The 18501-nt window shown below is 72.3% G+C and carries 16 protein-coding genes; 8 read left to right on the top strand and 8 right to left on the bottom strand.

Translation table 11 applies throughout. The features are described from left to right. Nucleotides 1-98: 98 nt before the first annotated feature. Both ppdK and ABZ930_RS20945 read left to right on the top strand, forming a co-directional pair. On the top strand, nucleotides 99-2816 hold the full coding sequence (gene ppdK, locus ABZ930_RS20950; protein ID WP_361549810.1) for a pyruvate, phosphate dikinase: 2718 nt from the start codon (nucleotides 99-101) through the stop codon (nucleotides 2814-2816). A gap of 200 nt (nucleotides 2817-3016) precedes the next feature. Next, nucleotides 3017-3937, top strand: a complete 921-nt coding sequence (locus tag ABZ930_RS20945) for an oxidoreductase (RefSeq protein WP_361549808.1) — start codon at nucleotides 3017-3019, stop codon at nucleotides 3935-3937. A gap of 9 nt (nucleotides 3938-3946) precedes the next feature. Here the strand turns inward: ABZ930_RS20945 and ABZ930_RS20940 are convergent, their stop codons facing one another. After that, nucleotides 3947-4177: a hypothetical protein gene (locus tag ABZ930_RS20940; protein WP_361549806.1), complete on the bottom strand. Its 231-nt coding sequence runs from the start codon at nucleotides 4175-4177 to the stop codon at nucleotides 3947-3949. A gap of 101 nt (nucleotides 4178-4278) precedes the next feature. Between ABZ930_RS20940 and ABZ930_RS20935 the strand changes: the two genes are divergently transcribed. The 3 genes from ABZ930_RS20935 to ABZ930_RS20925 are packed head-to-tail and all read left to right on the top strand — an operon-like array spanning nucleotide 4279 to nucleotide 7312. Further along, complete coding sequence (locus ABZ930_RS20935; RefSeq protein WP_361549804.1) at nucleotides 4279-5538, top strand: sugar ABC transporter substrate-binding protein; 1260 nt, start codon at nucleotides 4279-4281, stop codon at nucleotides 5536-5538. Further along, on the top strand, nucleotides 5535-6458 hold the full coding sequence (locus ABZ930_RS20930) for a sugar ABC transporter permease (RefSeq protein ID WP_361549802.1): 924 nt from the start codon (nucleotides 5535-5537) through the stop codon (nucleotides 6456-6458). Before ABZ930_RS20935 ends, ABZ930_RS20930 begins: the two co-directional genes overlap by 4 nt. Then, nucleotides 6458-7312, top strand: coding sequence for a carbohydrate ABC transporter permease (locus tag ABZ930_RS20925; protein ID WP_361549800.1), 855 nt, complete (start codon nucleotides 6458-6460; stop codon nucleotides 7310-7312). Before ABZ930_RS20930 ends, ABZ930_RS20925 begins: the two co-directional genes overlap by 1 nt. A 197-nt stretch (nucleotides 7313-7509) precedes the next feature. Here ABZ930_RS20925 and ABZ930_RS20920 read toward each other — a convergent pair whose 3' ends face one another. The 4 genes from ABZ930_RS20920 to nirB form a co-directional block, all read right to left on the bottom strand. Next, nucleotides 7510-8286, bottom strand: a complete 777-nt coding sequence (locus ABZ930_RS20920) for a glucose 1-dehydrogenase (RefSeq protein WP_361549798.1) — start codon at nucleotides 8284-8286, stop codon at nucleotides 7510-7512. Between the two features lie 70 nt (nucleotides 8287-8356). Beyond that, on the bottom strand, nucleotides 8357-8941 hold the full coding sequence (locus ABZ930_RS20915) for a TetR family transcriptional regulator (RefSeq protein WP_361549796.1): 585 nt from the start codon (nucleotides 8939-8941) through the stop codon (nucleotides 8357-8359). 32 nt (nucleotides 8942-8973) lie between these two features. Continuing rightward, nucleotides 8974-9351, bottom strand: a complete 378-nt coding sequence (nirD, locus tag ABZ930_RS20910) for a nitrite reductase small subunit NirD (RefSeq protein ID WP_361549794.1) — start codon at nucleotides 9349-9351, stop codon at nucleotides 8974-8976. Beyond that, nucleotides 9348-11900, bottom strand: coding sequence for a nitrite reductase large subunit NirB (gene nirB, locus ABZ930_RS20905; RefSeq protein ID WP_361549792.1), 2553 nt, complete (start codon nucleotides 11898-11900; stop codon nucleotides 9348-9350). The genes nirD and nirB overlap by 4 nt, the downstream gene beginning before the upstream one ends. A 436-nt stretch (nucleotides 11901-12336) precedes the next feature. On the opposite strand from nirB, the gene ABZ930_RS20900 reads away from it, so the two are divergent. Together ABZ930_RS20900 and ABZ930_RS20895 are read left to right on the top strand one after the other, a co-directional pair. Then, nucleotides 12337-13641 (top strand): ferredoxin reductase family protein, encoded by a 1305-nt coding sequence (locus ABZ930_RS20900; protein WP_361549790.1) that lies wholly within the window; start codon nucleotides 12337-12339, stop codon nucleotides 13639-13641. A 289-nt stretch (nucleotides 13642-13930) separates the two neighbouring features. After that, nucleotides 13931-14716, top strand: a complete 786-nt coding sequence (locus tag ABZ930_RS20895; protein WP_361549788.1) for a sulfite exporter TauE/SafE family protein — start codon at nucleotides 13931-13933, stop codon at nucleotides 14714-14716. A gap of 10 nt (nucleotides 14717-14726) precedes the next feature. On the opposite strand, the gene ABZ930_RS20890 is transcribed toward ABZ930_RS20895, so the two are convergent. The 3 genes from ABZ930_RS20890 to ABZ930_RS20880 all read right to left on the bottom strand — a co-directional run bounded on the left by ABZ930_RS20890 (nucleotide 14727) and on the right by ABZ930_RS20880 (nucleotide 17975). After that, entirely contained in the window at nucleotides 14727-15395 is a 669-nt protein-coding gene (locus ABZ930_RS20890) for a class F sortase (protein ID WP_361549786.1), read from the bottom strand. A 164-nt stretch (nucleotides 15396-15559) separates the two neighbouring features. Beyond that, the gene (locus ABZ930_RS20885) at nucleotides 15560-16096 is read right to left on the bottom strand and encodes a hypothetical protein (protein ID WP_361549784.1); all 537 of its coding nucleotides are present in this window, start codon (nucleotides 16094-16096) and stop codon (nucleotides 15560-15562) included. A gap of 250 nt (nucleotides 16097-16346) precedes the next feature. Then, a complete protein-coding gene (locus ABZ930_RS20880; protein WP_361549782.1) occupies nucleotides 16347-17975 on the bottom strand; it encodes a M4 family metallopeptidase in 1629 nt (542 codons plus the stop codon). Between the two features lie 76 nt (nucleotides 17976-18051). Between ABZ930_RS20880 and cutA the strand changes: the two genes are divergently transcribed. Next, nucleotides 18052-18387: a divalent-cation tolerance protein CutA gene (gene cutA / locus ABZ930_RS20875; RefSeq protein WP_361549780.1), complete on the top strand. Its 336-nt coding sequence runs from the start codon at nucleotides 18052-18054 to the stop codon at nucleotides 18385-18387. Nucleotides 18388-18501: the final 114 nt, after the last annotated feature.

The raw sequence follows: 18501 nt of genomic DNA, 5'->3' as shown, positions 1-18501 counted from the left end.
GGCCGCATGACAGCTGAGTGGACGTACCCACAGCCCTTGGATCTGGGTATGTTCCTCGCCGTCAGGGCAGCCAGCCGAGCCTCGAGGAGTCGAGACCCGTGTCGGAAAACAAGGATCCTCAGGTAGCGAAGTTCGTTTACGACTTCACCGAGGGCAACAAAGATCTCAAGGACCTCCTCGGCGGCAAGGGTGCCAACCTCGCCGAGATGACCAACCTGGGTCTTCCGGTCCCTCCGGGCTTCACCATCACCACCGAGGCCTGCAAGGTCTACCTCGACAGCGGCGAGGAGCCGGTGGCACTGCGTGACGAGGTGAGTGCGCACCTCGACGCCCTTGAGAAGACGATGGGGAAGAAGCTCGGCCAGCCCGACAACCCCCTTCTGGTGTCGGTCCGTTCGGGCGCCAAGTTCTCCATGCCCGGCATGATGGACACCGTCCTCAACATCGGTCTCTCCGACAAGTCGGTGCAGGGCCTCGCCAAGCAGGCCGGCGACGACCGCTTCGCCTGGGACTCGTACCGCCGCCTCATCCAGATGTTCGGCAAGACGGTGCTCGACGTCGACGGCGAACTCTTCGAGGAGGAGCTGGAGAAGGCCAAGCACGCCAAGAAGGTCACGGTCGACACCGACCTCGACGCGGCCGACCTGAAGAAGCTCGTCACGCGCTTCAAGAAGATCGTCAAGACCGAGGCCGGGCGGGACTTCCCGCAGGACCCGCGCGAGCAGATGGACCTGGCCATAAAGGCCGTCTTCGAGTCGTGGAACACCGACCGCGCCAAGCTGTACCGCCGCCAGGAGCGCATCCCCGGCGACCTCGGCACCGCCGTCAACGTCTGTTCGATGGTCTTCGGCAACCTCGGCCCCGACTCCGGCACGGGCGTCGCCTTCACCCGCGACCCGGCCTCCGGCCACCAGGGCGTGTACGGCGACTACCTCCAGAACGCGCAGGGCGAGGACGTCGTCGCGGGCATCCGCAACACGGTCGCGCTCGCCGAGCTGGAGAACATCGACAAGAAGTCGTACGACCAGCTCATGCAGATCATGGAGACCCTTGAGAACCACTACAAGGACCTCTGCGACATCGAGTTCACCATCGAGCGCGGCCAGCTGTGGATGCTCCAGACCCGCGTCGGCAAGCGCACCGCCGGTGCCGCCTTCCGGATCGCGACCCAGCTCGTCGACCAGGGACTGATCGACGAGGCCGAGGCGCTCCAGCGCGTCACGGGCGCCCAGCTCGCGCAGCTGATGTTCCCCAAGTTCGACGAGGACGCGAAGGTTGAGCAGCTCGGCCGGGGCATCGCCGCCTCGCCGGGCGCCGCCGTCGGCAAGGCCGTCTTCGACTCGTACACCGCCATCAAGTGGTCGCGCTCGGGCGAGAAGGTCATCCTGATCCGCCGCGAGACCAACCCCGACGACCTCGACGGCATGATCGCCGCCGAGGGCATCCTGACCTCGCGCGGCGGCAAGACCTCGCACGCGGCCGTCGTCGCGCGCGGCATGGGCAAGACCTGTGTCTGCGGCGCCGAGGACCTGGAGGTCGACACCAAGCGCCGCCGGATGACCGTCGGCGACGTGGTCGTCGAGGAGGGCGACGTCGTCTCCATCGACGGCTCCAGCGGCAAGGTGTACCTCGGCGAGGTGCCCGTCGTCCCGTCGCCGGTCGTCGAGTACTTCGAGGGCCGGATGCACGCCGGCGCCGACGACGCCGACGAGCTGGTCGGCGCCGTCCACCGGGTCATGGCCTACGCCGACCGGGTCCGCCGGCTGCGCGTGCGCGCCAACGCCGACAACGCCGAGGACGCGCTGCGCGCCCGCCGGTTCGGCGCCCAGGGCATCGGTCTGTGCCGCACCGAGCACATGTTCCTCGGCGAGCGCCGCGAGATGGTCGAGAAGCTGATCCTCGCCGACACCGACGTGGAGCGCGAGGAGTCGCTGAAGCAGCTCCTGCCGCTCCAGAAGCGGGACTTCGTCGAGCTGTTCGAGGCGATGGACGGACTGCCCGTCACGATCCGCCTCCTCGACCCGCCGCTGCACGAGTTCCTGCCCGACATCACCGAGCTGTCGGTGCGCGTCGCCCTCGCCGAGTCCCGCCAGGACGCCAACGAGAACGACCTGCGCCTGCTCCAGGCCGTGCACCGGCTGCACGAGTCGAACCCGATGCTGGGCCTGCGCGGCGTCCGCCTCGGCCTGGTCATCCCCGGCCTGTTCGCCATGCAGGTACGGGCCATCGCCGAGGCCGCCGCCGAGCGCAAGAACGCCAAGGGCGACCCGCGCGCCGAGGTCATGATCCCGCTCGTCGGCACCGTCCAGGAGCTGGAGATCGTCCGCGAGGAGGCCGACCGGGTCATCGCGGAGGTCGAGGCCACCAGCGGCGTCAAGCTGAAGCTGGCCATCGGCACCATGATCGAGCTGCCGCGCGCCGCGCTGACCGCGGGCCAGATCGCGGAGGCCGCCGAGTTCTTCTCCTTCGGCACCAACGACCTCACGCAGACGGTCTGGGGCTTCTCCCGCGACGACGTGGAGGCCAGCTTCTTCACCGCGTACCTGGAGAAGGGCATCTTCGGGGTGTCGCCGTTCGAGACGATCGACAAGGACGGCGTGGGCTCCCTCGTCCGCAACGCCGTCGAGGCCGGCCGCGCCACCCGCCCCGACCTCAAGCTCGGCGTCTGCGGCGAGCACGGCGGCGACCCGGAGTCGGTGCACTTCTTCCACGAGGTGGGTCTGGACTACGTCTCCTGCTCGCCGTTCCGGATTCCGGTCGCCCGCCTCGAAGCGGGCCGGGCGGCCTCGACGTCGGCGGGCAGCGACCACCGCTGACGCTGTCGATGACAGCCGGAGCCGCCGTCGGTCCCCGACCCTCACCGATCGCGGCGGCTCCGGTGTGCGGAGCGAGGGCGGCACCCCTGTGCGGGGGGTGCCGCCCTCGCGCGTGGCCGGGAATGCGGGGTTGAGCGGAACCGGGCCTGCCACTTGACTGTCGGTCAACCGCCCCTCCGATCAGCCCAGGGAGCACAGCCATGACCGGCTGGAACGCGCTCGACATCCCCGACCAGAGCGGCCGCACCGCCGTGGTCACCGGAGCCAACAGCGGCATCGGATACGTCACCGCGCGGGAGTTGGCCCGCGCGGGCGCCCAGGTCGTGCTCGCCTGCCGGAGCGCGCGGCGGGGCAGCGCCGCCGTGGACCGGATCCGGGACGAGGTGCCCGGCGCCGCGGTCGAGTTCGGGGCGCTCGATCTGGGCGAGCTGGCCTCCGTGCGCGGCTTCGCCGAGGGCTGGGCCGACCGGCCGCTCGATCTTTTGGTCAACAACGCCGGGGTCATGGCCCTGCCGTACAGCCGCACCGCGGACGGCTTCGAGAGACAGTTCGGCGTCAACCACCTGGGCCACTTCGCGCTGACCGGCCTGCTGCTGCCGAGCCTGCTGGAGGCGCCCGAGCCCCGTGTCGTCTCGGTCTCCAGCGGGCTGCACGCGCTGGCCGACATCGACATCGGCGACCTCAACAGCGAGCGGCGGTACCGGCGCTGGGCCGCCTACGCCCGCTCCAAGACCGCCAACCTCCTGTTCGTGCACGAACTGGCCCGGCGCGCCAACGCCAGCGGCCCGCTCGCCGCCGCCGCGCATCCCGGGTTCGCCGCCACGTCCCTCCACACGCGCGGGGCGCGGATGGAGGGCCGCACGGGAAGGGAGCGCCTCTACGAGGCGGGCGCCCGGGCACTCGCCCAGCCCGCCGAGGACGGGGCGCTGCCCACGCTGTACGCGGCGACCGCGCGGGGCGTGCGGCCCGACGCGTTCTACGGCCCCCGCCTGCTGATGTGGCGCGGGACGCCGACCAGATCGTGGCGGGCGTCGTGGACCGTCGACGACGCGATGGGGGAGCGGTTGTGGGCGGCGTCGGAGCAGTTGACCGGGGTCGTCTACGAGGGGCTGAAGAGCTGAGCGCCGCCGTCACAGGTTCGCGAGGATCGCCCGTGCTCCGTCCTCGTCCCTCCGTGCCCTCACCTCGCGCAGCACCTCGTCGCCTGCGACCGGCGGCCCGTTCGCCCTGGCCCGTCCCGCGCCGGTCTCCAGGCGGTGCCACGGCACCGGGTTCGCGGTGAGGACCGCCGGGTCGAGCTCCATCCGCGCGCCCAGGGCGTAGAGGAGCAGGGCACCTTCACGATTCGCCGACGGCGACACGCGGCCGTAGTGCCTCTGTCGTAATTCCCACGCATGGTTGATCGTTGGGGCCGAGGGGCCTCACAGCGAAGCCATACGGAACGGACAGGGGGACACCCGCGATGACCATCAGCCGCAGGGGACTGCTCGCCACCACAGCCGCCGGATCCGCGCTGGGCCTGCTCAGCGCGTGCGGGTCCAACACCGGGCGCGACGGCGGCGGATCCGAGGGCGGCCCGAAGCTGTCGCAGTGGTACCACCAGTACGGGGAACAGGGCACCGAGCAGGCGGTGAAGAAGTACGCGGCGGCGTACGGCAAGGCGAGCGTCAGCGTCCAGTGGCGCCCCGGCAACTACGACCAGCAGACCGCCGCCGCCCTGCTCACCGACTCGGGGCCCGACGTCTTCGAGGTCAACGGCCCGAGCCTGGACATGATCCAGGGCCGGCAGGTCGCCGACGTCACCGATCTCCTCGAGGGCGTCGAGGACGACTTCAACCGGGCCGTCCTCGCGCCGAAGCGGTACGACGGGAAGATCTGGGGCATCCCGCAGGTCATCGACATGCAGATGCTCTTCTACCGCAAGAGCCTGCTCGACGAGGCGGGTGTGCGGCCGCCCGCCACGCTCGACGAACTCGTCGACGGCGCGGCGAAGTTGACGACGAAGAAGGTCAAGGGCCTGTTCCTCGGCAATGACGCGGGCGCCGGGGTCCTCGGCGGCACCCCGCTCTACGCGGCCGGGCTCAGCCTCGTCACCGAGGACGGCAGAACGGGCTTCGACGACCCGGCCGCCGCCCGCGCCCTCGGCAAGATCCGGCAGCTGTACGCCGACAAGTCGCTGCTGCTCGGCGCGCCCGCGGACTGGTCGGACCCCTCGGCGTTCACCCAGGGGCTCACCGCCATGCAGTGGTCGGGCCTCTGGGCGCTGCCCGCCGTCCAGAAGGCGCTCGGCGACGACTTCGGCGTGCTGCCCTTCCCGAAGGACGGCGCGCAGGGCAAGCCGTCCGTGCCGGTCGGCGCGTACGCCGCCGCCGTCTCCACCCGCAGCAGGCACCAGCAGGCGGGCAAGGACTACCTGAAGTGGCTGTGGGTCGACCGCACCGACTACCAGGAGGACTTCGCGCTGAAGTACGGCTTCCACATCCCGGCGCGGATCTCGCTCGCCAAGAAGGCGGCGGCGCTGCGCGAGGGCGCGGCGGCCGACGCGGTCCGCTTCACCACCGACCACGGCTACGCCCAGCCGCTGCTGTGGACACCGGCCGCGCAGACCGCGTACCAGGACGCCCTCAACCGCATCATCAAGAGCGGCGCGAACCCGGACGGCGAGCTGAAGAAGGTCGTGCGGAAGGTGTCGGCGGAGCTCGACCGCGTGAAGAAGAAGTGACCCGCACGGCAAGCCGGCTCCGCGAGCGCAACCGGGCGTTGTGGTTCTGGGTGTTCGTCGGCCCGTTCGTGCTCGGCCTGCTCGTCTTCACGTACGTCCCGCTCGGCTGGAGCGTCTGGCTCAGCTTCTTCGACGCGCACAACACCGTCACGCCCGACACCTTCGTCGGCCTCGACAACTACACGTCGCTGCTCAAGGACGACGCCTTCACGAGCAGCCTGTGGACGTTCTGCGTCTTCACGCTCTTCATCGTCCCTGCCACCTACGCCGCCTCACTCGCCCTCGCCCTCATGGTGAACCGGCTGCGGCGTGCGCAGGCGTTCTTCCGCTCGGTGTTCTTCCTGCCCGCCGCGTGCAGCTATGTCGTCGCGGCCCTGATCTGGAAGATGTCGATCTTCAACGGGGTGCGTTTCGGACTCGCCAACACCCTGCTCGCTTACGTGGACGCGGACCAGATCGCCTGGCTCTCCACGACCGACCCGCCCTGGTACTGGCTCGTCATCGTCACCGTACGGCTGTGGCTGCAGGCCGGCTTCTACATGATCCTGTTCCTGGCAGGACTGCAGCGCATCAGCCCGACGCTCTACGAGGCGGCGGCCGTCGACGGCGCGCGCCCCGGCTGGCAGGTGTTCCGGCACATCACGTTCCCGCAGCTGCGCGCCACGTCCGTCGCCGTCGTGCTGCTCCTCGTCATCAACGCCTTCCAGGCCTTCGACGAGTTCTACAACCTGCTCTCCGACGCGCGCGGCTATCCGCCCTACGCCCGCCCGCCGCTCGTCTACCTCTACTACACGGCTCTCGGCCAGGGGCAGAACCTCGGCCTCGGCAGCGCGGGCGCGGTGCTTCTCGCCCTGATCATCGCGGTGGTCACGGTGGGGCAGGCGCGCTGGTTCGGCCTCGGCAGGAAGGAGGCCGACTGATGGCCCGTGCCACCCGGGTGCACGACGACGCCCTGGTCCGGGTGGGCCGCGCGCTGCGGCTCGCCCTCCTCGTGGCGCTCGCGCTGCTCTTCCTGATCCCCTTCTACCTCCTGGTCCGCAACGGCCTGGCGCGCGAGGAGGACATCACCTCGCCCGACTGGACGTTCTTCCCGGCATCCGTGCAATGGGGCAACCTGAGCGAGCTGTTCGACGACAGCTCCGTGCCCTTCCTGCGCTCCCTGCTCAACTCCGCGCTGATCGCGGTCGCGACGACCGTGGGTACGGTGCTGCTCGCGTCCCTCGCCGGGTACGGCCTCGCCCGCATCCCGTACCGGCACGCGAACAAGGTCTTCTACGCGATCCTGGGCACCCTCATGGTCCCGGCGGCCGTCACCTTCGTCCCGACCTTCGTGCTGGTGTCGTCGCTCGGCTGGGTCTCGACGCTGCGCGGCCTCATCGTGCCGACCCTGTTCTCCGCGTTCGCCTGCTTCGTCTTCCGGCAGTACTTCCTGGGATTCCCCCAGGAGTTGGAGGACGCGGCGCGCGTCGACGGGCTCGGGCCCTGGCGTACGTACTGGCGTGTGGTCGTGCCGAACGCGCGGCCCGTCTTCGCCGCCGTCGGCACGATCGTCTTCATCGGCGCCTGGAACTCCTTCCTGTGGCCGCTGGTCATCGGACAGGACCGGAACGCGTGGACCGTGCAGGTGGCGCTGTCGTCGTTCACCACGTCCCAAGTGGTCCGACTGCACGAGCTGTTCATCGCGGCGGCCGTGTCGATCGTGCCGCTGCTGCTGGTGTTCCTGCTGTTCCAGCGGTGGATCGTGGCGGGGGTGGAGCGCTCCGGGATCGACTGAGTGGCATTTCGCGTGCGGGCCGGTGGGGCTTATCGCGCAGTTCCCCGCGCCCCTGGGAGCGAGCTCCGCTCGCCCAGGGGCAGGGGAAGGCGCGCGAAGCGCAGCCTTCAGGGGCGCGGGGAACTGCGCGACCAGCCACGACGGGAGCCGCGCCCGCCGTGGGACGGAACATGGCAGACGCGGCTGCGGACCAGTGATCAGGCGGCAGCCCCGCCATCGATCACCAGATCGGTGCCCACCACAGACGCGGCGTCCTCCGAGGCCAGATACAGCACCGCCGCCGCGACCTCGGCCGTCGCCGAGACGCGGCCGAGCGGGGACTCGGACTTCATGCGGGTCTCGCGGTCGGCCTCCGTCTCGTGCGGGCGCAGGGACATCGAGGTGGCCGTGGGGCCCGGGCTCACCGCGTTGATGCGGACGCCGTCCGCGATGTGGTCGAGGGCGGCGCCGCGGGTGAGGGCGGAGACGGCGGCCTTGGCGGCGCCGTACGCGGTGGTGCCGGGCCGGGTGCGGTGCGGGCCGATGTTCGAGGAGATGTTGACGATCGCCCCGCCCGCATCCTGGGTGCGCATCCGGGCGACCTGGGCCTGGAGCGCGTACAGGACGCCCGTGACGTTGATGTCGAGCAGCGTGTGCCAGTCGTCGGCCGGCAGGTCGGCGACGGGGGCGCCGCCGCGGAAGACGCCCGCGTTGTTCACCGCCACGTCCAGCGAGCCGAAGCGGTCGACGGCCGCGCCGACGAGGGCCCGCATGTCCTCGGCGCGGCGGACGTCGGCCGGGTGCGCGAGCGCGGTGCCGCCCGCCGCCTCGATCAGGGCGACGGTCTCCGCCAGCGGGCCGCGGGTCCGGCCCGCGACGACCACGTTCGCGCCCTCCGCGGCGAGCGCCAGCGCGACGGCCCGGCCGAGCCCCGAACCGGCGCCGGTGACGAGTGCGGTCCGGCCGGAGAAGCGGTCGCGGGGCAGGAGGGGCATGGCGTACCTCTTTCTTGAACGAACGGTTCAGTATGAGGGCAGGTGAAAAGGCCGAGCCGGGACGGGATTCTCAGTCCAGCAGGGTGAGGGCCTGTTCGGCCGCGTCGCGGACCCGGGCCGGGTCCTGCGACACCTTGCCGGTGACCCTGATGCCCTGGAGCAGCACGAGCAGCATCCGGGCGAGCGCGCGCGGATCGCGGTCCCCGGGCAGCTCGCCCCGGGCACGCGCGCGCACGAGCGCCGAGTGCAGCAGCGTCTCGATCTCCTCCCAGGACCGCTCGACGCGGCGCGCGGCCCGGCTGTCGTGCGGGCCCAGCTCCGCCGCCGTGTTGGTCACCAGGCAGCCCAGCAGGCGGAGTTCGCTCGTGGCGGCCTCGGCCGCGAACCGGCGCACCAGGGCGCGCACGGCGTCCAGCGGCGGACCGTCCCCCGACAGCTCGGCGACGGTGACCGCGCCGGTGGACTCGGCGTACCGGTCCATCGCCTTCAGGTACAGCTCGTGCTTGCTGCCGAACGTCGCGTACAGGCTCGCGCGCCCGATGCCGAGACGGTCGACGAGGTCCGCCATCGACGTCGCCTCGTAACCGCGCGCGTGGAACAGCTCCACGGCCGCCTGCAACGCGGTGTCGGGGTCGAATTCCTTGGTCCTGGCCACGGGGTGACCCTAGGGCTTTCTGGAACGAGTGGTCAACTGCCCTGTTGCCGGGCGGTGGCACGCACCGCGTACGCCCGCACGGCGACCCCGTCGTCGTCCAGGCAGCGCCCCGTCTCCAGGTCGAAGCGCTGCTTCAGCAGGGGGGAGGCCACGAACGGGCGGCCCTGCGCCGAGCCGAGCAGCCCGCGCGAGAGGACGGCCGCGCCGGTGAACGGGTCGGTGTTGTCGATGGCGTGCACCCGGCCGGCGCGGTCCAGGAACACCGCCGCCTGCCGGCCGTCCGGCAGCAGGGCCGCGACCCCGCGACCCGGTGTCAGGCGGGACAGTTCACACACCGTCAGCCAGTGTTCCTCGACGCCGAGTTGCACCATGGCGGACGTCTTCTCGGGGGCGATCGGAGCCGTGGTCATCGGACAGTCAGTCCTTCCAGGGGGATCAGTGGCAGTTCGGGCTTGATCTGGTCGCGCTCGGGCACGAACCGGATCGTCGGGTCGGGGGTCCCGGGGGCGTTCACGAACGACACGAAGCGGGCCAGCCGCTCGGGGTCGTCGAGGGTGTCCGCCCACTCGTCGCGGTAGTGCGCGACATGGGCCTTCATCAGGGCCTCGAGCTCGTCGCAGATGCCGAGCGAGTCGCGCACGACGACGTCCCGTACGTGGTCGAGCCCGCCCTCGATCCGGTCCAGCCACACCGAGGTGCGCTCCAGACGGTCGGCGGTGCGGATGTAGAACATCAGGAAGCGGTCGATCAGCCGGATCAGCTCGGCGTCGCTCAAGTCCTGCGCCAGCAGGTCGGCGTGACGGGGCGTCATGCCGCCGTTGCCGCCCACGTACAGGTTCCAGCCGTTGGCCGTGGCGATGACACCGAAGTCCTTCGACTGGGCCTCGGCGCACTCGCGGGCGCACCCGGAGACGGCCGACTTCAGCTTGTGCGGGGAGCGCAGGCCCCGGTAGCGCAGCTCCAGGTCGATCGCCATCCGCACGCTGTCCTGCACCCCGAACCGGCACCAGGTCTGCCCCACGCACGACTTCACGGTGCGCAGCGACTTGCCGTACGCGTGCCCCGACTCGAAACCGGCGTCCACCAACCGCGCCCAGATCATCGGCAGCTGGTCCACCCGGGCGCCGAACAGGTCGATCCGCTGCCCGCCCGTGATCTTCGTGTAGAGCCCGAAGTCGCGGGCGACCTCGCCGATCACGATCAGCTTCTCCGGGGTGATCTCGCCGCCCGGGATCCGCGGCACGACCGAGTACGACCCGTTCTTCTGAAGGTTCGCGAGGAAGTGGTCGTTGGTGTCCTGGAGCGCGGCCTGCTCGCCGTCCAGGACATGGCCGTCCGCGCCGATCGAGGGCGCGAGCGAGGCGATGATCGAGCCGACCGTCGGCTTGCAGACCTCACAGCCGTCGCCGCCGCGCGCCGCCTCCCGCCCGTGCTCGTCGAGGAGCTGCGCGAAGCCGGTGATCCGCCGGACGCGCACGATCTCGTACAGCTCCTGCCGGGTGTGCCGGAAGCAGCCGCACAGCCCGCCGTCACCGCTCTTCGGCAGCAACTGCCCGATCAGCTTGACGCAACTGCCGCACCCCGTACCGGCCTTGGTGCACTTCTTCACCTCGGGCAGCGTGGCGTGCGCGCAGATCTCGCCCTTGGTCACGTTGTGGCAGGAGCAGACGACGGCGTCGTCGGGCAGCGCGTCGGGACCGAGCTGCGCCGCCCCGCCCGTCCCCGCCGGGAGCACCAGCGACTCGGGCGCGACCGGCGGCACCGTGCCGGTGAGCGCGCGCAGCGTGCCGTACGCCTCCGCGTCGCCCACCAGGATGCCGCCGAGCAGCTCGCCCCCGCCGCCGATGACGAGCTTCTTGTACGTGCCCGAGCGCGCGTCCGAGTAGACGACGTCGAGGCAGCCGTCGGCCGTGCCGTGCGCGTCGCCGAACGAGGCGACGTCCACGCCGAGCAGCTTCAGCTTCGTGGAGAGGTCGGCGCCGGTGAAGGCGGTCAGGGAGGTGCCGGAGGCGATGGCGTCGGCGGCGGTGAGCGCCATCTCGTAGCCGGGGGCGACCAGGCCGTACACCCGGCCGTCGCTCGCGAGCGCGCACTCGCCGATCGCGTAGACGTTCGGGTCGCTGGTGCGGCACTGCTCGTCGACCGCGACGCCGCCGCGCTCGCCCACCGACAGGCCCATTTCGCGGGCGAGTTGGTCGCGCGGCCGGACCCCGGCGGAGAACACCACGAGATCGGTGGCGAGCTCCCCGCCGTCCGACAGCCGCATACCGGTGACCCGGCCGTCCGCGTCCGCGACGACCTCCTGCGTGCCGACCCCGGTGTGCACGTCGAGCCCCATGTCCCCGATGGTCTTCAGGAGCGCCGCGCCACCGCCCTCGTCGACCTGTACGGGCATCAGCCGGGGCGCGAACTCCACGATGTGGGTCGCGAGACCAAGACCCTTCAGCGCGCCCGCGGCCTCCAGGCCGAGCAGCCCGCCGCCGACCACGGCACCGACCGTGGCGCCGCTCTTCGCGTACTCCTCGATCGCGTACAGGTCCTCGATGGTCCGGTACACGAAACAGCCGGTGGCGTCCTTGCCGGGCACCGGCGGCACGAAGGGGTAGGAGCCGGTCGCGAGGACGAGCGTGTCGTACGCGACCGTCAGGCCGGAGCGGGCGCGCACCGTGCGCGCCGCGCGGTCGACGGCCTCCGCCGGGTCCCCGACATGCAGTTCTATGCCGTGCCGCTCGATGAACTCCGGGTCCGTCATCGACAGCTCCTCGGGCGTGGTGCCCGAGAAGTAGGAGGTCAGATGGACCCGGTCGTAGGCGGGCCGGGGCTCCTCGCACAGCACGACCACGCGGTGCGACGCGGTGAGACCGCGCTCGGCGGCCGCTTCGAGGAAACGCTGGCCGACCATGCCGTGGCCGACGAGAACGAGGGTGGGCAGGGCCGGTCCGGCCGGGTCTGGCGCCATGTCAGAGGCCTCCGTCGTACGCGTACGGTGCGGTCATGCGTCGCAGCCTGGCGGGCGGACGTTTCTCGGTGGCGTCCCGTCAGTTTCGGCGGGGGAACGGTGGGCTCAGCGGGGTGGGGCGAACGGTGTGAGGACCTCTGCGGCGCCGTCGTGGCTGGTCGCGCAGTTCCCCGCGCCCGACGACGAACCCCCCTCGCTTAACCCGTGTTCAGGCCCTCCTGAAGGGGACCTTAAGGATCTCCCCAGCGGTCCTGACCAGCCGAATTTCCGGCCCGGCGGCGCCTAGTGTGCCGGGCGTGACCACCGAGGCCGTCGAACCCGAACTCTCCCGCTACCCGGCACTGTCGGCCTACCGCAGGCAGACCGAGGAGCCCGCGCCCGCCCGCCCCGTACCACCCCGCCCGCGCCGGGCCCCCGCATCCGGCCCGCCGCCCCGGTGCGGGTCACCCCGGCCGCGCTGCGGGCCGGGATCCTCACGGGCGCGGCCGCCGTGAGCCTGGTGTGGGCCGCGCAGGCCGCCCTCTCGCCGCGGCTCGACGCGCTGTTCGCGAGCGGCGCCCATCTGACGGGACTGCTCGCCGGGTACGGGATCCTGGTCATGCTCCTGCTCATGGCGCGGGTCCCCGCCATCGAGCACGGCGTCGGAGCGGACCGGCTCGCCCGCCACCACGCCCGCGGCGGCCGGCACGTCCTCACGCTCTGCGCCGCGCACATCGTCCTCGCCCTGCTCGGCTACGCGGCCCACACCGGCACCGACCTCGTCACCACGGTCACCGATCTGCTCGGCTACCCGGGGCTCGCCGCGGCGGCGGCCGGCACCCTGCTGTTCGTCACCGTCGGCGTGAGCAGCGCCCGCACCGTGCGCCGCCGCGTCGGCCACGCCACCTGGCGCGGCCTGCACCTGCTCACGTACCTCGGCGCCGCCCTGGCCTTCGCGCACCAACTCGCGGGACCCGACATCGCCTCGAACCCGCTGAGCCTCGGCCTGTGGTCGCTGCTGCACGCCACCGTCGCCGTCCTCCTCGTCTGGTACCGCCTCGCGGTCCCGGTGCGGCAGGCGCTGCGGCACGCCCTGCGCGTCGTCGACGTGAGGGTCGAGGGTCCCGGCGTCGTCTCCGTCCTGATGCGCGGGCGCGACCTGGGCATGCTGCACGCCGAGCCGGGCCAGTTCTTCCGCTGGCGGTTCCTCACCCGGCGGCTGTGGAGCACGGCCCTGCCGTTCTCGCTGTCCGCGCCGGTCGACGGCGACCACGTGCGGATCACCGTGCAGGCCGTCGGCCGGCACACCCGGCGGGTACGGCGGCTGCGTCCCGGGGTACGGGTCGTCGCCACCGGCCCGTTCGGCGCGCTCACCGCCCACCGGCGCACCCGCCGCAAGGTGCTGCTGCTCGCCGGGGGAGTGGGCATCACGCCGCTGCGCGCCCTGTTCGAGACGCTGCCCGGCGCACCCGGCGACCTCACGCTCCTGTACCGCGCGAGCAACGCCGAACGGCTCATCCTGTGCGAGGAGCTGGAGTCCATCGCCCGCACCCGCCGGGCCGCCCTGCACTACCTCCTCGGCCCCTCCGACGCGGCCTTCGACCCCCTCGCGCCGCAGGCCCTGCGCAATCTCGTGCCCGGACTCGCCGACCACGACGTCTACGTGTGCGGCCCGCCCGGCATGACCGCGGCCGCGACGACGGCACTGGCCCGGGCCGGCGTCCCCGCGGACCGCGTCCACGCCGAGTCCTTCACGTACTGACCCCGACCTGCCGACCTGCCTACTGTCCCGGAGAAACCGCCCATGGGCCGTCACGCCAGCCCCGTCCGCACCTTCCACGCGCCCACGGTCCAGGCCCGCCGCAGACTCACGGCGGGGCTCACCTCCGCGAGCGCCCTCGTCGCGGCCTGCCTCGCCCTGACCGTCGACCCGGCCGCGCCGGCCGCTCCCGACCGGGCGGCCCCGCGATCCGGAACGGCTACCTCAGAAAAGCCTCAACTCTCCACACATTCGTGGACCGCACACCTATCCCGTCCATAGGCTCACGATCATGCCTGACATATCCCTGACCACCACCGTCGTCCTGTGCGTGGCCGCCCTCGCCGCCGGCTGGGTCGACGCGGTGGTCGGCGGCGGCGGTCTGCTGCTGCTCCCCGCGCTGCTGCTCGGCCTGCCGAACGGCGCGCACGCGGGCCCGTACGCGCTCGGCACCAACAAGGCCGTCGCCATCGTCGGCACCACGGGCGCCGCCGTGACCTACGCCCGCAAGGCCCCCGTCGACGTACGCCTCGCCGTCCGGATCGGCCTCGCGGCGCTCGCGGGCTCGACCGGCGGGGCGGCGCTCGCGGCGGGCCTGAGCACGGACGTCCTCAAGCCCATCGTGATGGTCGTCCTGGTCGGGGTCGGCGCCTTCGTCATCTTCCGCCCGTCGTTCGGCACGGCCCCCTCCGCGACCCCGGCCTCTCCCCGCCGGATCCTGGCCGCGATCGGCTTCGCGGGCCTCGGCATCGGTTTCTACGACGGCCTGATCGGCCCGGGCACCGGCACCTTCCTGGTCCTCGCCCTCACCGCGATCCTCCACCTCGACCTGGTCACCGCCTCCGCCACCGCCAAGATCGTCAACTGCTGCACCAACGCGGGCGCGCTCGCGATGTTCGCCTGGAAGGGCACGGTGTACTGGCAGCTGGCCGCGCTGATGGCCGTGTTCAACCTGGCGGGCGGCATGGTCGGCGCGCACACGGCGCTCAAGCGCGGCGCCGGGTTCGTGCGGATCGTGCTGCTGACGGTGGTCTGCGCGCTGGTGGTCAAGATGGCGTACGAGCAGTGGGTGGCCTGAGCGCCGGTGCTCAGCGGCTGCCCGTGAGGTGGGCGAACACCACGACGTTCCCCTGGTAGCCGGTCCGCCGTGAGTACGGCCCGCCGCAGGTGATGACCCGCAGCTCGGGCCGCCGGGCCGCCCCGTACACCTTCTCGTCGGGGAAGGCGTCGGCCTTGTAGACCTCGACGGCGTCGACCGTGAACACCGCCACCGAGCCGTCGCGCCGGTCGATCTCGATGGCGCTGCCCCGGGTGAGGGCGCCGAGGTCGTAGAAGACGGCGGGCCCCTCGGCGTTGTCGACATGCCCGGCGACGACCGCCGTGCCGCGCTCGCCGGGCCGGGTGCCGGCCTCGTACCAGCCCGCGAGGTTCTTCCGCCCCGGCGGCGGGACGTCCAGGCTCCCCGCGCGGTTCAGGCCGAGGCCCGTCAGCGGGGCGTCCACACGAAGCGAGGGGATGCGGACCCGGTCGGGCGGGGACGGGGACATCGGGGCCGCGCCGGGGGCCTCCCGCGCGGTGCCGGGCCGGGCCTGGTCCGCGGACGGCTGCGGCGGCGGATGCCCCTCGGAGCCGCTGGCGAGCAGCCAGCCGCCGGAGCACAGGGCGAGCACGGTGACCGCCCCTATGACCGCGTTGACCCGGCCGGCCCGGCGGCGGACACGGTGGACACGGCGGTCGCTGAGATCGCGCAGGCGCATGAGGACTCCTGACACTCCTGACACAGCCTGCCCCGGCCCCTCCGGCCGCGAGGGGGGTGCGGCCGGAGGGACGGGGAGGTGGCGGTACCGGTGGACGACGGACGGGGGTCGGGACGGGCGCGCGGACGGCGGAGGGAGTCCGTGCGGCCCGTCGGAACCGTCCGTCAGATCCCATCGCCTCTCGCCCGGCGATGCAGGAGCCAGGTACCGCCCGCGGCGGCGACGGCCAGCGCCGCCACTCCCGCCGCGGTCTGCACGGGGTCGGGACCGAGCGCGCCGCCGACCCCCGTCTCGACATGTCCGCGGGGCATCCGGGCGCCCGGCGAGCCGCCCGCCCCGGCGAGGGACACGATCAGGTCGCCGGTGACCAGGGTGCCGCCGGAGCAGCGGGCGACGATCTCGTACGTGCCCGGCTGCGCGGACGCGGGCACGGTGAAGGTGCCCGCGGAATCGGTGTCCTCGGAGTCGGTGTCCTCGGCCTTCGGCGCGAGGGTGAAGGTGCCCGCGCCGACCGCGCTGGCGTCGCCCGACGCCGTCCCCCGCGCACCGCAGGCGGTGGTGTCCACGGTGACGGCGGCCCCCGGGGCCGTGGTCGCCGGATAGACCTCGAGGCCGCCCTGCGAGGCACCCGCGGGGGCGGCCCCGAGCCCGGTGAGGGCGACGGCGAACGCGACGGCGGTCAGCGGTCGGCCTGTGCGCATCGTTGCTTGCTCCTTGTGCGTCCAGCTCGGGCGGCGGACGCGCCCTGCAAGCACGAGGTAAGTGGCAGTCGCACCACCGCGCCTCCTGATACGCCGTCAGAAAGGTCGTTCGAGGTGTGCTCCTGACGGTGCGACGGGAACATTCCAGCAGGTCATCGGCGTGTCGGAGGAGAATTGCCCGAAAGGCGGCGTCCGGCGTGCGACCGGGTGATCCCGTCGCGCGCCGGACGCCGCCGGGACTGGCGGAGCGTCAGTTCACGGACACCGCCGACCAGGCGGCGGCCACGGCCGCGTACTCCGCGCCGCCCGCCCCGTACAGATCCTTCGCCGCGCTCAGCGTCGCGGTGCGGGCGCCCGCGTACGTCGTGGACGACGTCATATAGACCGTCAGGGCCCGGTACCAGACGGCCCCGAGCCGGTCCTTGCCGATCCCGGTGAGTGTCGAGCCGTCGCACGTCGTGCCGTCGTGCCGGACCCCGCCGATCACCTTCGGGCCGCTGCCCTCGGCGAGCAGGTACGCGAAGTGGTTCGCGACGCCGGAGGAGTAGTGCACGTCGAGGTTGCCGACGCCCGTACTCCAGCAGTCCGCCGAGTTCCCGTCCTTGCTCGGCCGGTCCATGAAGCGCAGCGCCGCCTTCCCGAAGCCGGGCTTGACGATCTTCTCGCCGATGAGCCAGTCGCCGGGGTCGGCCGGGTTGGCCGCGTGGAACTCGACGAGCGTGCCGAAGATGTCGGAGGTCGCCTCGTTCAGGCCGCCGGACTCACCGGAGTAGGTCAGGCCGGCCGTCGACGAGGTCACGCCGTGCGACATCTCGTGGCCCGTCACGTCGAGCGCGACCAGCGGCCCGAAGGTGGTCCCGTCACCGTCCCCGTACGTCATGCAGAAGCAATCGTCGTCCCAGAAGGCGTTGTTGTAGCCGTTGCCGTAGTGGACGCGGTTGTACGAGCCCTTGCCGTCGCCCGCTATGCCGGTGCGGCCGTGGACCTGCCGGTAGTAGTCCCAGGTCCGGTCCGTGCCGTACTGCGCGTCGACGGCGGCCGAGGCGCGATCCGCCGCCGTGCCGGTGCCCCAGTGGTTGTCGGCGTCGGTGAAGAGGGTCGCAGGGGCGCGGCTGAGACAGATGCCGAGGACGCACAGGTCGGTCTTGTTCGCGGCGTCGCCCGTGTACGTGCCGCCCCGGCCGGCGTCCTTGAGCTGGTACGAGGTTCCCTGCGCGGTCGTCTCCAGCGGAACGGTGCCGGAGTACAGGGACCGGCCGTCGCCGGTCGCCGTCTCGATGCTGTCCCACGCGTCGATCCGCCGCCCGCTGCCGGCGTCGGTGAGGACGGTGCGGGCCACCGGGTTGCCCAGCGAGTCCTTCGCCACGGCGTGGGTGCGCCAGGCCAGGACGGGGGAGCCGTGCAGCGCGTCCACGACGAGTTCGGGCCGGGCGGTGAGGCCGCGCAGCAGCTGTCCCGGGTGCGCGGAACGCAGTGCGCCGACGGCCAGGTCGGCGGCGCGCGGGGCGGCGATCTTCGGGGTGGTGGTGGGGACGCTCGGCGTGCCCCGGGTCGCGCGGTCGGCGCCCTCGTAGCCGCCGTCGGGCCCGAGGTGGACCACGAAGTCGCCGCCGAGGACCGGGAGCCGGCGGTAGGCGCGGTCGTAGCGGACGTGCTGGGTGCCGTCCTCGTCGACGATCACGTCCCGTACGGAGGTGTCCTGGGCGGTGGTCAGGGAGAGGGGGTCCGCGTGCTCGGCCAGGGCGGTCGCGGCGTGGGCGATCGCTTCGGCGCGGGTGGGGTGCGGGGTGGGCGTGGCGTGGGCGGTGGGGGACAGGGCCGCGATGAGCAGGGTGGCTGCGGCCGCGAGGGTCACGGCTGATCCGGCGGGGGGTCTCATCGATCCGTTTTAAGCGGCCATGACAAGTGTCGTCCAGGGTGCGGATGTGCCGGGGCTGTGAAAGCACAATGACCCCATGCCGAACCCCGAATCCCCCGCCTCCGTGCTGACCGTCCTGACCACCATCGACGACCCCGCACGCGCCGAGGCCCTGGCCCGCGGCGCCGTGGAGTCCCGCCTTGCCGCGTGCGCCCAGGTCAGCGCGCCGGTCACCTCCGTGTACCGGTGGGAGGGGGCCGTGGAGACGGCGCGGGAGTGGCAGGTGCTGCTGAAGACGACGGTGGCGCGGTACGCGGACCTGGAGTCGTGGCTGAAGCGGCATCACGGCTACGCCGTACCCGAAATCGTGGCTCTGCCCGTCGTTCGGGGGTCGGCCGAATATCTGGGGTGGGTGGCGGACGAGGTCGAGTGACGGGTGCCCCACCGTCGTGGCCGGCCGCGCAGTTCCCCGCGCCCCTGAGGCATGCGCTTCGCGCAGCCTCCCCTGGACGAGCGAAGCTCGTTTCAGGGGCGCGGGGAACTGCGC

This window comes from Streptomyces sp. NPDC046716 (genome assembly GCF_040645755.1).
Classification (GTDB): Bacteria; Actinomycetota; Actinomycetes; order Streptomycetales; family Streptomycetaceae; genus Streptomyces.
Note: the sequence above shows the minus strand (reverse complement) of the source record. Positions and strands in the feature narration are given on the sequence as shown.

Excerpts from the sequence above, each read along its gene's own strand:
- ABZ930_RS20945 (WP_361549808.1), top strand. The coding sequence starts at position 3,017 with ATGACCGGCTGGAACGCGCTCGACATCCCCGACCAGAGCGGCCGCACC.
- ABZ930_RS20935 (WP_361549804.1), top strand. The coding sequence starts at position 4,279 with ATGACCATCAGCCGCAGGGGACTGCTCGCCACCACAGCCGCCGGATCC.
- ABZ930_RS20925 (WP_361549800.1), top strand. The coding sequence starts at position 6,458 with ATGGCCCGTGCCACCCGGGTGCACGACGACGCCCTGGTCCGGGTGGGC.
- ABZ930_RS20920 (WP_361549798.1), bottom strand. The coding sequence starts at position 8,286 with ATGCCCCTCCTGCCCCGCGACCGCTTCTCCGGCCGGACCGCACTCGTC.
- nirD (WP_361549794.1), bottom strand. The coding sequence starts at position 9,351 with ATGACCACGGCTCCGATCGCCCCCGAGAAGACGTCCGCCATGGTGCAA.
- nirB (WP_361549792.1), bottom strand. The coding sequence starts at position 11,900 with ATGGCGCCAGACCCGGCCGGACCGGCCCTGCCCACCCTCGTTCTCGTC.
- ABZ930_RS20895 (WP_361549788.1), top strand. The coding sequence starts at position 13,931 with ATGCCTGACATATCCCTGACCACCACCGTCGTCCTGTGCGTGGCCGCC.
- ABZ930_RS20890 (WP_361549786.1), bottom strand. The coding sequence starts at position 15,395 with ATGCGCCTGCGCGATCTCAGCGACCGCCGTGTCCACCGTGTCCGCCGC.
- ABZ930_RS20885 (WP_361549784.1), bottom strand. The coding sequence starts at position 16,096 with ATGCGCACAGGCCGACCGCTGACCGCCGTCGCGTTCGCCGTCGCCCTC.
- ABZ930_RS20880 (WP_361549782.1), bottom strand. The coding sequence starts at position 17,975 with ATGAGACCCCCCGCCGGATCAGCCGTGACCCTCGCGGCCGCAGCCACC.
- cutA (WP_361549780.1), top strand. The coding sequence starts at position 18,052 with ATGCCGAACCCCGAATCCCCCGCCTCCGTGCTGACCGTCCTGACCACC.